Origin of the sequence: Pseudomonas nicosulfuronedens (assembly GCF_005877905.1) — a bacterium.
Taxonomy (GTDB): Bacteria; Pseudomonadota; Gammaproteobacteria; order Pseudomonadales; family Pseudomonadaceae; genus Pseudomonas; species Pseudomonas nicosulfuronedens.
On the sequence record NZ_SWDV01000031.1, the window covers coordinates 40,549 to 54,890 of the forward strand.

Here is a 14,342-nt window from a genome sequence, read left to right on the forward strand (position 1 = left end):
CGGATTACTCCCGGTTCTCGAAGTCGATGCGCGGATCGACCAGCGTGTAGAGGACGTCGCTGACCAGCTTCATGATCAGGCCGAACAGGGTGAAGATGAACAGCGTGCCGAATACCACCGGGTAGTCGCGGTTCAGCGCCGCCTCGAAGCTGAGCAGGCCCAGTCCGTCGAGGGAGAAAATCACCTCGATCAGCAGCGAACCGGTGAAGAAGATGCCCAGGAGGGCGGAGGGCAGCCCCGCGATGATCAGCAGCATGGCGTTGCGGAACACATGGCCGTAGAGCACGCGGCGCTCGGTCAGGCCCTTGGCGCGGGCGGTGACCACGTACTGCTTGCCGATCTCGTCGAGGAAGCTGTTCTTGGTCAGCAGGGTGATGGTGGCGAAGTTGCCGATCACCAGCGCGGTGATGGGCAGCGCCAGGTGCCAGAAGTAGTCGCGGACCTTGCCGCCCCAGGTCAGCTCGTCGAAGTTGTTGGAGGTCAGCCCGCGCAAGGGGAACCAGTCCCAGTAGCTGCCGCCGGCGAACAGAACCACCAGCAGGATCGCGAAGAGGAACGCGGGGATGGCGTAGCCGACGATGATTGCCGAGCTGGTCCAGACGTCGAAATGGCTGCCGTGGCGCACCGCCTTGGCGATACCCAGCGGGATCGACACCAGGTACATGATCAGCGTGCTCCATAGCCCCAGGGAGATGGACACGGGCAGCTTCTCGACGATCAGGTCGGTGACCTTGGCGTCGCGGAAGAAGCTCTGGCCGAAGTCCAGATGCACGTAGTTCTTGAGCATGATCCAGAAGCGCTCGGGGGCCGGCTTGTCGAAGCCGTACATCTTCTCGATTTCCTTCACCAGCTCCGGGTCCAGGCCCTGGGCGCCGCGGTAGTGCGTGCCAGCGGAGGCCACTTCACCGCCGCCGCCGGAGATACGCCCGGTGGCGCCGCCGCTGGCGGCATCGAAGCCCTCCAGCTTGGCAATCATCTGCTCGACCGGGCCGCCGGGGGCGGCCTGGATGATGATGAAGTTGATCAGCAGGATGCCGAACAGGGTGGGGATGATCAGCAGCAAGCGCCGCAGGATGTAGGCCAGCATCAGTTGGACCCTTGGGCGACGGTGCCGTCAGCCGGCGTTTCGCTCGCGGCCTTGGCATCCGTATGGGTCGGTACGGCCTTGTCGCGGGCCTGCCACCAGGTCTGCAGGGCGTAGCTGTAGGGCGGCAGTTTTTCCGGGTGGGCGATGCGGTTCCAGTAGGCGATCCGCCAGTTGCCCAGGTACCAGTTGGGCACCACGTAGTGCCCCCAGAGCAGGGCGCGGTCGAGGGCGCGGGCGTGGCGAACCAGGCTTTCGCGGGAGCCGGCGTTGATCAGGCCTTCCACCAGGGCGTCGATGCCCGGATCGCGCAGGCCGATGAAATTGCGGCTGCCGGGCTTGTCGGCGCTGCTGGAGTGCCAGAACTCGCGCTGCTCGTTGCCGGGCGAGCTGGACTGCGGCCAGCTGCTGACGATCATGTCGTAGTCCCGCGAGCGCAGGCGGTTGATGTACTGCGAGACATCGACGCGGCGCAGCTGCATGTCGATGCCCAGCTCGCCGAGGTTGCGCTTGAACGGCAGCAGCACGCGCTCGAAGTCGGCCTGGGCGAGCATGAACTCGAAGCTCAGCTGCTTGCCGTCCGGGCCGACCATCTTGTCGTTCTCGATCTTGTAGCCGGCCTCCAGCAGCAGTTGGTAGGCCTTGCGCTTCTGCTCGCGAATGATGCCGCTGCCGTCGCTGGTGGGCGGTACGTAGACCTGGGTGAAGACTTCTGGCGGCAGCTTGTCGCGCAGCGGCTCGAGGATCTTCAGCTCCTCCGCGTCGGGCAGCTCCTTGGCGGCCATCTCGGAGTTCTCGAAGTAGCTGCCATCGCGCAGGTAGGAGCTGAAGAACAGCTGCTTGTTGGTCCACTCGAAGTCGAACAGGTTGGTGATGGCTTCACGCACCCGCGGGTCCTGGAACACCGGGCGGCGGATGTTGAAGGCATAGGCCTGCATGCCCCACGGGTTGCCGTTCACCGGCTCTTCGCGAACGATGCGGCCGTCGCGCACGGCGGGCGAGTCGTAGGCGGTCGCCCAGTTCTTTGCGATGCGCTCGTCGTTGAAGTCGAACTGCCCGGCCTTGAAGGCCTCGAGGGCGACGGTGAGATCGCGGTAGGACTCCACCACCACGGCGTCGAAGTTGTTGAAGCCGCGATTCACCGGCAGCTTGTCGCCCCACCAGTCCTTGACCTTCTCGTAGCGGATCGAACGGCCGGCCTCGACCTTGGCGATCCGGTACGGGCCGCTGCCCAGCGGCGGCTCCATGTTGGTCTTGTTGAAATCGCGGCTGGCCCACCAGTGCTTGGGCAGGATCGACAGCTGGCCGAGAATCAGCGGCAGCTCGCGGTTATCGCCGTGCTTGAAGTCGAAGCGCACGCGCAGCTTGTCTTCGGCCACCACCTTGTCGACGTCCGCGTAGTAGTTGCGGTACATCGGGTCGCCGTCCTTCATCAGCGTCTCGAAGGTGAACACCACGTCTTCGGCAGTGACCGGCGTACCGTCCTGGAAACGCGCCTCGGGGCGCAGGTAGTAGCGGACGAAACGGTGCTCCGGGTCCTTCTCGATCTTCTCGGCGAGCAGGCCGTACTCGGTGAAGGGTTCGTCGAGGGAATGGAAGGTGAGGGTGTCGTAGATCAGGTTGATCTGCGGGGCCGAGTTGCCCTTGGCGATGAAGGGGTTGAGGCTGTCGAAACCGCCGAAATCGGAGAGGCGCAGCGTACCGCCCTTGGGTGCATCCGCATTGACGAAGTCGAAATGCTTGAAGTTCGCCGGGTACTTCGGCGCCTCGTCATACAGGGTGATGGCGTGCTGCGGCGCGGCCTGCGCACTGCCCAGCAGTCCCAGCAACAGGCCGGCGCAGAGCGCGGCGCGGCGGGGGCTTTTCATAGGGTTTTCTCCTGGTCTTTTTGCCACCAGGCTCGCAGACCCAGCGTGTAGGGCGGCGTGGTGACGAAGGCGAAGCGGTTGCGGTACGCCAGTCGGTGCTTGTTCAGGTACCAGTTTGGAATGCTGTAGTGCTGCCACAGCAGCACCCGGTCCAGGGCGCGCGCCGCCGCTTCCTGCTGGTCGCGGTCGGTGGCGCTGAGGAGTTTATCGAGCATCGCGTCCACCACGGGGTTGGCGATGCCTGCATAGTTCTTGCTGCCCTTGACCGCCACCTGGCTGGAGTGGAAGTACTGCCATTGTTCGAGGCCGGGGCTCAGTGTCTGGGGCAGGGTCATCAGAATCATGTCGTAGTCGAACTGGTCCAGACGCTGTTTGTACTGGGCGCGGTCCACGGTGCGCAAGCTCGCATCGATACCGATGCTGGCGAGGTTCTCGCGATAGGGCTGAAGTATCCGTTCCAGGCTGGGGTTGACCAGCAGGATCTCGAAGCGCAGCTGCTTGCCGCTGGCATCCAGCAGACGATCGCCAGAGAGTTTCCAGCCGGCTTCGCCCAATAGACCCAAGGCATGGCGCAGGGTTTCCCGCGGAATGCCGGCGCCCTTGGTCACCGGCACGGTGAAGGGGCGCTTGAACAGCGCTTCGGGCAGTTGCGAGCGGTACGGCGAGAGTAGCAGCCACTCCTGGCCTTGCGGTACGCCGGTGGCAGCGAGGGTGCTGTTGGGGTAGTAGCTGCTGGCGCGTGCGTAGGCGTCGTTGAACAGCGCGCGATTGGTCCATTCGAAGTCGAACATCATCCCCAGCGCCTCGCGCAGGCGGCGATCGGCGAAGGTCGCGCGGCGGGTGTTGAGGAAAAGCGCCTGGGTCTGGGTGGGAATCTGGTGGGGGATTTCCACCTTCACCACATCACCCCGGCGCACTGCCGGGAAGCGGTAGTTGCTGCGCCAGTTCTTCGCCTGGTGCTCGATGTAGACATCGAACTCGCCGGCCTTGAAGGCTTCGAAGGCGATGCCGGCGTCACGGTAGAAGTCCACCTCGACCCGGTCGAAGTTGTACTTGCCGCGATTCACCGGCAGGTCCTTGCCCCACCAGTCCTTGACCCGCTCGAACACCAGGCGGCGCCCCGGCTCCACCTCGGTGATCCGGTACGGGCCGCTGCCCAGCGGTGGCTCGAAGGTGGTGGCCTGGAAGTCGCGGCCTTTCCAGTAGTGCTGCGGCAGCACCGGCATCTCGCCCAGCCGCAGGATCAGCAGCGGGTTGTCGTGGCGCTTGAAGACGAAGCGGATGCTCTGCGGCGAGAGGATGTCGACCCGCTGCACTTCCTGCAGGTTGGTGCGGTACATCGGGTGGCCGTGGTGCAGCAGCGTGCGATAAGAGAACGCCACGTCGTAGGCGGTGATCGGTTTGCCGTCGTGGAAGCGGGCTTCCGGGCGCAGGTTGAACACTACCCAGCTGCGGTCCTCGGCGTATTCCACGCTGCGGGCGATCAGGCCATAGCTGGAGGCAGGCTCGTCGCCGGACGGGTCATACAGCCCGGTGCCCACCATCAGCGGCTCATTCAGCTCACTGACGCCGTACTGCAGGAAATCCGCGGTGCTGACCGGCGGGCTGCCCTTGAAGGTGTAGGGGTTGAGCGTGTCGAAGGTGCCCAGGCCCATCAGCCGCAGCAGGCCGCCCTTGGGCGCCTTGGGGTTGACCCAGTCGAAATGGTCGAAGCTGGCCGGGTACTTGAGGTCGCCGAACTGGGCGTAGCCATGGCTCTCGGTGATCTGGGCGGAGGCGGGGAGGCCCAGGAAGAGTCCCAGGAACAGGAGAGACAAGCGACGCATCAGGCGTAGGATCCGATCCCGGCTGGCTGAAGGGGTTAGCGTCGTACAGTAGCAGCTTGTCCTGGCTGCCAGAAGACATGCAGCCGGGGCTGTGCGCCCCGGCGCATGGTGAGACTCAGCGGCTGGCGGTATCGAGGTACAGGGTGATGGTCTGGCCCGGCTTCAGGGCCTGGCCACTGCGCGGGTTCCAGCGCTTGATGTGCTGCATCTCGACGTTGAAGCGCTTGGCGATCAGGTACATCGAGTCGCCCTGCTTGACCTTGTAGTAGGTCGCGGTGTCCTGCTTGGACTTGCTCTTGCTGCTGGAAGCCAGCTGCGTCGCGGCGGCGCTCTGCAGCTTGAGGGTCTGGCCGGGCTTGACGCCATGGCTGTCCAGGCCGTTCCAGCGCTTGAGGTCCGCCACCTCGACGCCGTTCTTCTTGGCGATGTTCCACAGGGTATCGCCATTCTTCACGGTGTAGCTGCGAGTAGCGACGCGGGCGCTGGCGATGGTCTTCGAGCTTTCCACCTGAGCCAGTTGGCGCGGGCTCTCCGGCTCGATGGTCGGACGGCCGGGCTGGCCGGGGATGACCAGGGTCTGGCCATTGCGCAGGCGGTTGGCGCTCAGGCGGTTGGCGGCCTTGAGTTCGGCCACGCTCAGACGGTAGCGCTGGGCGATGCTGTGCAGGCTATCGCCTTTGCGTACGCGGTAACGGCCAGTGTTCGATGCCACCAGGGGCTTGACCTGTACCGGTTCCAGGTTTGCGACGCCAGCCTTGAGGGAGTCGGCCTTGGCCAGCGGCACCAGCAGGTGATGCGGGCCATCCAGGGTCACACCGCGCTTGAAGGCGGGGTTGAGCTGTTGCAGTTCGTCCTGGTCCAGGTCCCCCGCAGCGGCGACCTGGGAGAGATCCAGGCCCGGCTTGACACGGATCGAGGTGAAGTAGGGCTGGTTGGCGATCGGGCTGAGGTTGATACCGTAGATGGTCGGGGCATTCACCAGTTGCGACAGGGCCAGCAGCTTGGGCACGTAGTCCTGGGTTTCCTGCGGCAGTGGCAGGTTCCAGTAGTCGGTGGGCAGGCCGAGGCGCTCGTTGCGCTCGATCGCGCGGCTGACGGTACCTTCGCCGGCGTTGTAGGCGGCCAGCGCAAGTAGCCAGTCGCCGTTGAACATGTCATGTAGGCGATTCAGGTAGGTCAGCGCGGCGTTGGTCGACGCGGTGATGTCGCGGCGACCGTCATAGAAGTTGGTCTGGCGCAGGTTGAAGTGCGTACCGGTGCTCGGGATGAACTGCCACAGGCCTACGGCCTGGGCACGCGACACGGCCATCGGGTTGTACGAGCTCTCGATCATCGGCAGCAGTGCCAGCTCCAGCGGCATGTCGCGCTCTTCCAGGCGCTCGACGACGTAGTGCATGTACGGCGCACCGCGCTCGCTGGCGTTTTCCAGGAACGACTGGTTGCTCATGAACCACAGGCGCTGGCGCTCGATACGCGGGTTGGTATTGAGCTGGTCCTGCAGCTGGAAGCCGCCACGCATGCGTTCCCAGATATCGTTCTGGGCCTGGTTCCAGGCCGGGTTGAACTGCACGTCGATGGCGCGGGACGCGCTGCGGACCTGGCTGTCGCTGGCGGTCTGCTGGGTCGACTGGCAACCCGCCAGGCCCGCCGCGAGGAGGACAATGGAGACTCGGATGGCGCGTGCCAATGCGTCTAGATCGGAGGTCTTTCTGGTCTTGGGCGGCATTGGCTGATGACTATGTCCGGGGCAAAAATTTCGGCGATTCTAGAAACCGAGCCTGCCCTGGTCAAGATTTCGCCAGCCCTCAGAACTGATCCTTCCAGCGGCGAATGGTCGCAAAGACCTCTTCCGGCGTGCGGATTTGCTGGCCGCTCCGCTCGTCGGCGACTTTCTTAACGGATGTTTCCGACACGCGAAGGAAAGGATTCGTCGCCCGCTCCAGAGCAATGGAAGAAGGAAGACTGATCTTCCCTTGTTCGCGCCAGCGACTGACTTCCTCGAAGCGCGCCAGGACCTCGGGATTCTCCGGCTCAACCGCACAGGCGAAGCGCAGGTTGCTCAGGGTGTATTCGTGGGCGCAGTACACGGCCGTGTGCTCGGGCAGGGCGGCCAGCCGGCTCAGCGAGGCATGCATCTGCGCCGGCGTGCCTTCGAACAGGCGACCGCAACCCGCGGCGAACAGGGTGTCGCCGCAGAACAGCAAGGGTTGCTCTTCGTCGTCATGGCTGTCTGTTGAGTGGAAATAGGCGATATGCCCGAGGGTGTGGCCCGGAACATGGATGACCTCGAACGGCAGGCCGAGCACTTCGACACGGTCGCCGTCTTCGAGCGCCACGTCGCGCCCTGGAATCTTTTCCCCGGCCGGGCCCAGCACGCGGGCGCCGGTTTCCGCCTTGAGACGGACGACGCCGCCGACGTGGTCGGCATGGTGGTGGGTAATGATGATGTCGGTCAGCTTCCAGCCAGGATGGGCCTGTAGCCATTGCTCGACCGGCGCGGCGTCACCCGGGTCGACCACCGCGCATTCGCGGCGGGTCACATCCTGCAACAGCCAGAGGTAGTTGTCGGAAAAGGCGGGCAGGGCATCTATCTGTATCATGGGTGGAAAGTCGCCAAGTGGTGGGCATTGGCGCATAGTAGTGCGGATACGCACTTTTGTGTCGCGCTGTCCCACAGGGGGTAGTGATGATCGAAGAACCCTTCGCCCAGGCCGATGCCGACTGGCTCGAACTGATCGACCAGGCCCGCCATTGGCTGTCCGGGCCGATCGGCGGAATGATGCTCGCCGAAGAACAGCAACTGCTGATCGACGAGCTGGAGCGCTACTTCGGCGGCTACTTGGTGCATTACGGGCCGCATGCACAGTTGCCGGCGAGCGTCGGCAATATCCAGCGTGGCGTCCGCCTCGGGCCACCGTTGCCCGGCGTGGAGATCGCCTGCGACGAGGCTGCCTGGCCGCTGGGCGAGCATGCTGCTGACGTGGTGCTGCTGCACCATGGCCTGGATTTCTGCCTGTCGCCTCACCGCCTGCTGCGCGAAGCCGCGCGTAGCGTGCGCCCTGGTGGGCACCTGCTGGTGGTCGGGGTGAACCCCTGGAGCGCCTGGGGCATCCGTCATTACTTCGCCCGCGATGCCTTGCGCCGCGCCCGCTGTATCTCGCCGAACCGGGTCTGCGACTGGCTCAACCTGCTGGGCTTCGCGCTGGAGAAACGCCGCTTCGGGTGTTATCGTCCGCCGCTTGCATCGGCGAAATGGCAGGGCCGTCTGGCCCGCATGGAGACCTGGGGCCCCGTCCTGCAGGGCTCTGGCGCCGGCTTCTATCTATTGGTGGCGCGCAAATTGGTGGTTGGTCTGCGGCCCCTGCGTCAGCCCCGTCGCGAGCCGCGCGGCCAACTGGTGCCGCTGCCGGTGGCCAAGGTCAGCCGCCGCGATTCCGAGTCCTGAAAGCGAGCCAAATGAGCGAAGAGAAAGTCGAGATCTACACCGACGGCGCCTGCAAGGGCAACCCGGGTCCGGGTGGCTGGGGCGCCGTGCTGTTCTACAAGGGTGCCGAGCGCGAACTGTGGGGCGGCGAGGCCGAAACCACCAACAACCGCATGGAACTGATGGCCGCCATCATGGCTCTGGCCGCGCTCAAGCGGCATTGCGAGGTGCGCATCGTCACCGACTCGCAGTACGTCATGCAGGGCATCACCGAGTGGATGGTCAACTGGAAGAAGCGTGGCTGGAAGACCGCCGCCAAGCAGCCGGTGAAGAATGCCGACCTGTGGCAGGCGCTGGACGAGCAGGTGAACCGGCATAATGTCGAATGGCGCTGGGTGCGCGGCCACACCGGCCACCCCGGCAACGAGCGGGCCGACATGCTTGCCAACCGTGGCGTGAGCGAGCTGCCGCGCTAAGCGTCCCGTTATCAGGATCAAGGTCGCCCGGAGCCGTCCGGGTGCATCAATCGCAAGAAGGTTTCACACAGAATGCGCAGCGTCGTACTCGATACTGAAACGACCGGTATGCCGGTCACCGACGGCCACCGGATCATCGAGATCGGTTGTGTCGAACTCGACGGTCGCCGCCTGACCGGCCGGCACTTCCATGTCTACCTGCAGCCCGATCGCGAGATCGACGAAGGCGCCATCGCGGTCCACGGCATCACCAATGAATACGTCAAGGACATGCCGCGCTTCCGCGAAGTGGCGGATGACTTCTTCGAGTTCATCAAGGGTGCCCAGCTGATCATCCACAACGCGGCGTTCGACGTTGGCTTCATCAACAACGAATTCGCCCTGCTGGGGCAGACCGAACGCGCGGACGTCGCTGACTACTGCGGCATCCTCGACACCCTGCTGATGGCCCGCGAGCGACATCCGGGCCAGCGCAACAACCTCGATGCCCTGTGCAAGCGCTACGGCGTCGACAACTCTGGCCGTGACCTGCACGGCGCACTGCTCGATGCCGAGATTCTCGCCGACGTCTATCTGGCGATGACCGGTGGCCAGACCAGCCTGTCGCTGGCTGGCAACGGTGCCGAAGGTGATGGCAGCGGCCGCGCCACCGCTTCGGCGATCCGTCGCCTGGCGGCGGAGCGTGGGCTGACCCGAGTGATCCGCGCCACCGATGCAGAGATCGAAGCGCATGCGGCGCGCCTGGCGGTGATCGAGAAGTCTGCTGGCGGCCCGTCGCTGTGGGCGCAGATGGAAGCGCCGAAGGAGTGATCCTCCGCGCTGCCCTAAAAGGCCCCTGAACAGGGGTCTTTTTCATTTCGGCGAACAGTAGCCAGAGCCCGGCGCTCGAGGTGAGCGCACCTGTCAGCCACGCGACGTTTTATTACAGCCGTCAGCCGGGTGCATTCCCCTACATTCCGTGAGTCCATACTCTGGAGAGGATCGACGCCAGTCGTACGTCTTTTCAGGGGTTCACAATGTACAAAGATCTAAAATTCCCCATCCTCATCGTTCACCGCGACATCAAGGCCGATACCGTGGCCGGCGACCGGGTGAGGGATATCGCACGGGAGCTGGAGCAGGACGGCTTCAGCATCCTTTCCACTGCCAGTTCCGCCGAGGGGCGCATCGTCGCCTCGACTCACCATGGCCTCGCCTGCATCCTGGTCGCCGCCGAGGGGGCGGGGGAGAACCAGCGCCTGCTGCAGGACGTGGTGGAGCTGATCCGCATGGCCCGGGTGCGCGCGCCGCAACTGCCGATCTTCGCCCTCGGCGAGCAGATGACCATTGAGAACGCACCGGCCGAGTCCATGGCCGACCTGCACCAGCTGCGCGGCATTCTCTACCTGTTCGAGGACACCGTGCCGTTCCTTGCGCGCCAGGTCAGCCGCGCCGCGCGCAAGTACCTGGAAGGCCTGCTGCCGCCGTTCTTCAGGGCGCTGGTGGAGCACACTGCGCAGTCCAACTATTCCTGGCACACACCGGGCCACGGGGGCGGCGTGGCCTATCGCAAGAGCCCGGTGGGGCAGGCTTTCCACCAGTTCTTCGGGGAGAACACCCTGCGTTCCGACCTCTCCGTCTCGGTACCCGAGCTGGGCTCGCTGCTCGACCACACCGGCCCGCTGGCCGAGGCGGAGGCCCGCGCAGCGCGTAATTTCGGCGCCGACCATACCTTCTTCGTGATCAACGGCACCTCCACGGCGAACAAGATCGTCTGGCACTCCATGGTCTGCCGCGATGACCTGGTGCTGGTGGATCGCAACTGCCACAAGTCGATCCTCCATTCGATCATCATGACCGGTGCCATCCCGCTGTACCTGACACCGGAGCGCAACGAGCTGGGCATCATCGGGCCGATCCCGCTGTCGGAATTCAGCCGCGAATCCATTGCCGCGAAGATCGAGGCCAGCCCGCTGGCGCGCGGCCGAGAGCCCAAGGTGCGGCTGGCGGTGGTGACCAACTCTACCTACGACGGCCTCTGCTACAACGCGCAGCTGATCAAGCAGGCCCTGGGCGACAGCGTCGAGGTGCTGCATTTCGACGAAGCTTGGTATGCCTATGCGGCTTTCCATGAGTTCTACGCCGGACGCTACGGCATGGGCACCAGTCGCGACGACAGCGGCCCGCTGGTATTCACCACCCACTCCACGCACAAGATGCTCGCGGCTTTCAGCCAGGCCTCGATGATCCACGTGCAGGATGCCGGCGCGCGGCGTTTCGAGCAGGCGCGCTTCAACGAAGCCTTCATGATGCACATCTCCACTTCGCCGCAGTACGGCATCATTGCCTCGCTGGATGTGGCCTCGGCGATGATGGAAGGCCCGGCGGGGCGCTCGCTGATCCAGGAAACCTTCGACGAAGCCCTGAGCTTCCGCCGTGCCCTGGCCAACGTGCAGCAGAACCTCGCCGAGGATGATTGGTGGTTCTGCGTCTGGCAGCCGCCGGGCGTCGAGGGCACCGATGAGGTGAAGACCCGCGACTGGGTGCTGGAGCCCAACGCCGACTGGCATGGCTTCGGTGACGCGGTGGAAGACTACGTGCTGCTCGACCCGATCAAGGTGACCCTGGCCACGCCGGGCCTCACCGCCGGCGGGCGCCTGGACTCCCGCGGGATCCCCGCCGCAGTGGTCAGCCGCTTCCTCTGGGAACGCGGGCTGGTGGTGGAGAAGACCGGGCTGTACTCCTTCCTTGTCCTGTTCTCCATGGGCGTGACGAAGGGCAAATGGAGCACCCTGGTCACCGAGTTGCTGGAGTTCAAGCGCAGCTACGATGCCAACCAGCCGCTGGCGGACGCGCTGCCCAGCGTCGCACAGGCAGGCGGCGCGCGATACGCGGGCATGGGTCTGCGCGACCTGTGCGACGAGTTGCATCGCTGCTACCGCGACCACGCCACGGCCAAGGCGATGAAGCGCATGTACACGGTGCTGCCGGAAATCGCCATGCGCCCGGCGGATGCCTACGCGCAGCTGGTGCGCGGCGAGGTGGAGGCGGTGCCTATCGATCGGTTGGAAGGGCGTATCGCGGCGGTGATGCTGGTGCCATATCCGCCAGGAATTCCGCTGATCATGCCAGGTGAGCGGTTCACCGAATCCACCCGCTCCATACTGGATTACCTGGCCTTCGCCCAGAGTTTCGAGCGCAACTTCCCAGGTTTCGACTCGGACGTCCATGGTCTGCAAGTGCGCGAGGTAGACGGTGAGCGGCGTTATACCGTGGAGTGCTGCAGGTGACCGTCCGGCTCCTGACAGAAGTGACATACAACCTTGTATGAAAACTGGAACTATCCTTGTGCGCATCGGTAAAGGGAGAACTTGAGGAAAAAGGGAGGTTTCCCCTATGCGCTGTCCCGTGACGTTGCCGAACGAAAGTGAGCGTTTGAGCGCGCTCTCCGACTATGGATTCGACGACGAAAACCTGCTGCCGAGCCTGGACCCGGTGGTGCAGATTGCCGTGCGCATGTTTGGCATGCCGGTCGCTGCGGTGAACATGATCGGCAGTGACCACGTGTTCTTCGCGGCCGCCACCGGCATCGGCGAAGTGGACATGGGGCGCGACGTATCCTTCTGCGCCCATGCCATCGCCCAGGACGGCGTGATGGTGGTGGGCGACGCCAGCCGCGACGAGCGCTTCCACGACAACCCCCTGGTGACCTCGCCCAATGGCGTGCGCTTCTATGCCGGCGTTCCCCTGCTCTCGGTGGAGGGCCAGCCGCTGGGCGCGTTGTGCATCATCGATAGCCAGCCCCACGAGGATTTTTCCAGCGACGACTGCGAGCGCTTGAAGGAGCTGGCGCGGATGGCTTCCGATCGCCTGGAGCTGCGGCGTATCGAGGTCGCCTCGGCGCGCACTCGGCCGCTGTTCGAGGAGTACGCCGGTACGTCGCCGACGCCGGTCGTGTGGTTCGATTGCTGGGGTGAGATCGGCGCCTGGAACGAGGCTGCCGCCAACCTGTTCGGCTACGAGCTTGCCGAGGGCAGTGGGCAGGCTTTTGAACTGCTGTTGCCCGAGCGCAGCCGCCAGTCCTTCCGCAGTCTGATCAGCGGGGCCAGCGATGCCACCTCCCTGGACGGCATGGCCGTACCGGGAGAAATCGCCGGCTTGCGCAAGGATGGCTCGGAACTGTCCCTCGGCCTGACCCTGTTCAGCTGGTCGGAGCGGGGCAAGCTCAAGTTCGAGGCGGTGCTCAAGGATCTCACCGCCCGCCACCTGGAAGAGGAAGCGCTGCGCCAGTTGGCCAGCGTCGACGTGCTCACCGGCCTGGCCAATCGCGGTCAGTTCTACCGGCGCACCGAGGAGGTGCTGGTGCAGTCCCGGCCGGCGACGGTGCTGATGATCGACCTGGACGGTTTCAAGGACGTCAACGACTCCCTGGGTCATGCGGTGGGCGATGGCATCCTGCGGCAGGTGGCCGAACGACTGGACCGGCTGGCCACGGCGGAGGCCACGGTCGCGCGGATCGGCGGCGACGAATTCGCCATCCTCGAGCCCAATCTGCTCTCGCCGGAGCATGCCATGCGCCTGGCTCAGGCTGTGATCGCCAGTATCGCCGAGCCCATCGTCATTGAGGCACACGAAGTGCGGGTAGCTGCCAGCTGCGGGGTGGCGCTGGCGCCTCTGCATGCCCAGGAAGCGCTGGAGCTGGTCGGCGACGCCGACCTGGCCCTGTTCAAGGCGAAGATCAGCGGGCGCAGCCACGCCTTCGTGTTCGTTCCGGCACTGAAGATGGAAGCGGCGGCGCGGCACCTCTATGGCATGGAACTGCACCGAGCCGTGGCCAACGGTGAGTTCCTGCTCTTCTACCAGCCGCAGGTGAGCCTGCGCGATGGCTCGCTTCGCGGCGCCGAGGCGTTGATTCGCTGGCAGCATCCGCAGCGTGGCCTGCTGTCACCGGCGGCTTTCCTGCCATCGCTGGAGGGCGGACCGCTGGCGGCCATCGTCGGGGCCTGGATACTCGATGAAGCCTGCGCCCAGGCTGCCTACTGGCGCCGCAACGGTGCGCCCGACCTGCGCATGGGGGTGAACCTGTTCGGCGCGCAGTTCCGCATGGGCAACCTGGTCACCCAGGTGCTCGAAGCGTTGGAGCGGCATGGCCTGCCGGCGGAGGCGCTGGAGCTGGAGATCACCGAGAACATCGTGCTCAACCACGACGACAGCGTGCTCAGCACCCTGCAGAGCCTGCGTTCCTATGGTGTGGGCATCGCCTTCGACGATTTCGGAACCGGCTATGCCTCCCTCAGCCTGCTCAAGACCTACCCGCTGAGCCGCATCAAGATCGATCGCACCTTCGTCAACGGCATGCTGGAGACCCAGCAGGATCTCTCGGTGATCCGCGCGATCCTCGACATGGCGCGCAGCTTCGATCTGGAGACCATCGCCGAGGGCATTGAAACGACTGCCCAGCGCGATCGCCTGCGCGCTGAGCGCTGCACCGAAGGACAGGGGTACCTGTTTGCCAAGCCGATGCCGTCACTGTTGTTCGAGCAGCTCTACGGTATCGGCGCGCGTCAGGTCGGCTCTGCCTGATTCCACGGTTTTTCTGCAGCGGCATTGACCGTGCAGGGCGAAATCGCTCGAAACGGGCAGTGTCGTCCTGCAAAACGGTTTCCTCCTTTGCCCGGCGCTGTC

Annotated in this window: 10 protein-coding genes; 5 read left to right on the forward strand and 5 right to left on the reverse strand. The window is 64.8% G+C overall.

The features are described 5' to 3' along the window. Nucleotides 1-4 precede the first annotated feature (4 nt). The 5 genes from FAS41_RS21835 to gloB all read right to left on the reverse strand — a co-directional run bounded on the left by FAS41_RS21835 (nucleotide 5) and on the right by gloB (nucleotide 7,378). Nucleotides 5-1,087, reverse strand: a complete 1,083-nt coding sequence (locus FAS41_RS21835) for a microcin C ABC transporter permease YejB (RefSeq protein WP_017519547.1) — start codon at nucleotides 1,085-1,087, stop codon at nucleotides 5-7. Next, a complete protein-coding gene (locus FAS41_RS21840; protein ID WP_138525513.1) occupies nucleotides 1,087-2,952 on the reverse strand; it encodes an extracellular solute-binding protein in 1,866 nt (621 codons plus the stop codon). Before FAS41_RS21840 ends, FAS41_RS21835 begins: the two co-directional genes overlap by 1 nt. Beyond that, a complete protein-coding gene (locus FAS41_RS21845; RefSeq protein ID WP_138525514.1) occupies nucleotides 2,949-4,778 on the reverse strand; it encodes an extracellular solute-binding protein in 1,830 nt (609 codons plus the stop codon). The genes FAS41_RS21840 and FAS41_RS21845 overlap by 4 nt, the downstream gene beginning before the upstream one ends. 115 nt (nucleotides 4,779-4,893) lie before the next feature. Next, nucleotides 4,894-6,504 (reverse strand): LysM peptidoglycan-binding domain-containing protein, encoded by a 1,611-nt coding sequence (locus FAS41_RS21850; protein ID WP_138525515.1) that lies wholly within the window; start codon nucleotides 6,502-6,504, stop codon nucleotides 4,894-4,896. Between the two features lie 79 nt (nucleotides 6,505-6,583). Next, nucleotides 6,584-7,378 (reverse strand): hydroxyacylglutathione hydrolase, encoded by a 795-nt coding sequence (gene gloB / locus FAS41_RS21855; RefSeq protein WP_138525570.1) that lies wholly within the window; start codon nucleotides 7,376-7,378, stop codon nucleotides 6,584-6,586. Nucleotides 7,379-7,467: 89 nt separating this feature from the next. Between gloB and FAS41_RS21860 the strand changes: the two genes are divergently transcribed. The 5 genes from FAS41_RS21860 (at nucleotide 7,468) to FAS41_RS21880 (ending at nucleotide 14,240) form a co-directional block, all read left to right on the forward strand. Further along, entirely contained in the window at nucleotides 7,468-8,223 is a 756-nt protein-coding gene (locus tag FAS41_RS21860) for a class I SAM-dependent methyltransferase (protein ID WP_026079125.1), read from the forward strand. An 11-nt stretch (nucleotides 8,224-8,234) separates the two neighbouring features. Continuing rightward, entirely contained in the window at nucleotides 8,235-8,678 is a 444-nt protein-coding gene (rnhA, locus tag FAS41_RS21865; RefSeq protein ID WP_045208371.1) for a ribonuclease HI, read from the forward strand. 72 nt (nucleotides 8,679-8,750) lie between these two features. Then, nucleotides 8,751-9,488 carry a DNA polymerase III subunit epsilon gene (gene dnaQ / locus FAS41_RS21870; protein ID WP_138525516.1) on the forward strand — a complete coding sequence of 246 codons (738 nt, stop codon included), beginning with the start codon at nucleotides 8,751-8,753 and terminating at the stop codon, nucleotides 9,486-9,488. A 206-nt stretch (nucleotides 9,489-9,694) separates the two neighbouring features. Further along, on the forward strand, nucleotides 9,695-11,947 hold the full coding sequence (locus FAS41_RS21875; protein WP_138525517.1) for an Orn/Lys/Arg family decarboxylase: 2,253 nt from the start codon (nucleotides 9,695-9,697) through the stop codon (nucleotides 11,945-11,947). A 145-nt stretch (nucleotides 11,948-12,092) separates the two neighbouring features. Next, entirely contained in the window at nucleotides 12,093-14,240 is a 2,148-nt protein-coding gene (locus FAS41_RS21880) for a putative bifunctional diguanylate cyclase/phosphodiesterase (protein ID WP_246084918.1), read from the forward strand. Nucleotides 14,241-14,342: the final 102 nt, after the last annotated feature.

Coding starts and splice junctions, on each gene's coding strand:
- FAS41_RS21835 (WP_017519547.1), bottom strand. CDS start 1,087: ATGCTGGCCTACATCCTGCGGCGCTTGCTGCTGATCATCCCCACCCTG.
- FAS41_RS21840 (WP_138525513.1), bottom strand. CDS start 2,952: ATGAAAAGCCCCCGCCGCGCCGCGCTCTGCGCCGGCCTGTTGCTGGGA.
- FAS41_RS21845 (WP_138525514.1), bottom strand. CDS start 4,778: ATGCGTCGCTTGTCTCTCCTGTTCCTGGGACTCTTCCTGGGCCTCCCC.
- FAS41_RS21850 (WP_138525515.1), bottom strand. CDS start 6,504: ATGCCGCCCAAGACCAGAAAGACCTCCGATCTAGACGCATTGGCACGC.
- gloB (WP_138525570.1), bottom strand. CDS start 7,378: ATGATACAGATAGATGCCCTGCCCGCCTTTTCCGACAACTACCTCTGG.
- rnhA (WP_045208371.1), top strand. CDS start 8,235: ATGAGCGAAGAGAAAGTCGAGATCTACACCGACGGCGCCTGCAAGGGC.
- dnaQ (WP_138525516.1), top strand. CDS start 8,751: ATGCGCAGCGTCGTACTCGATACTGAAACGACCGGTATGCCGGTCACC.
- FAS41_RS21875 (WP_138525517.1), top strand. CDS start 9,695: ATGTACAAAGATCTAAAATTCCCCATCCTCATCGTTCACCGCGACATC.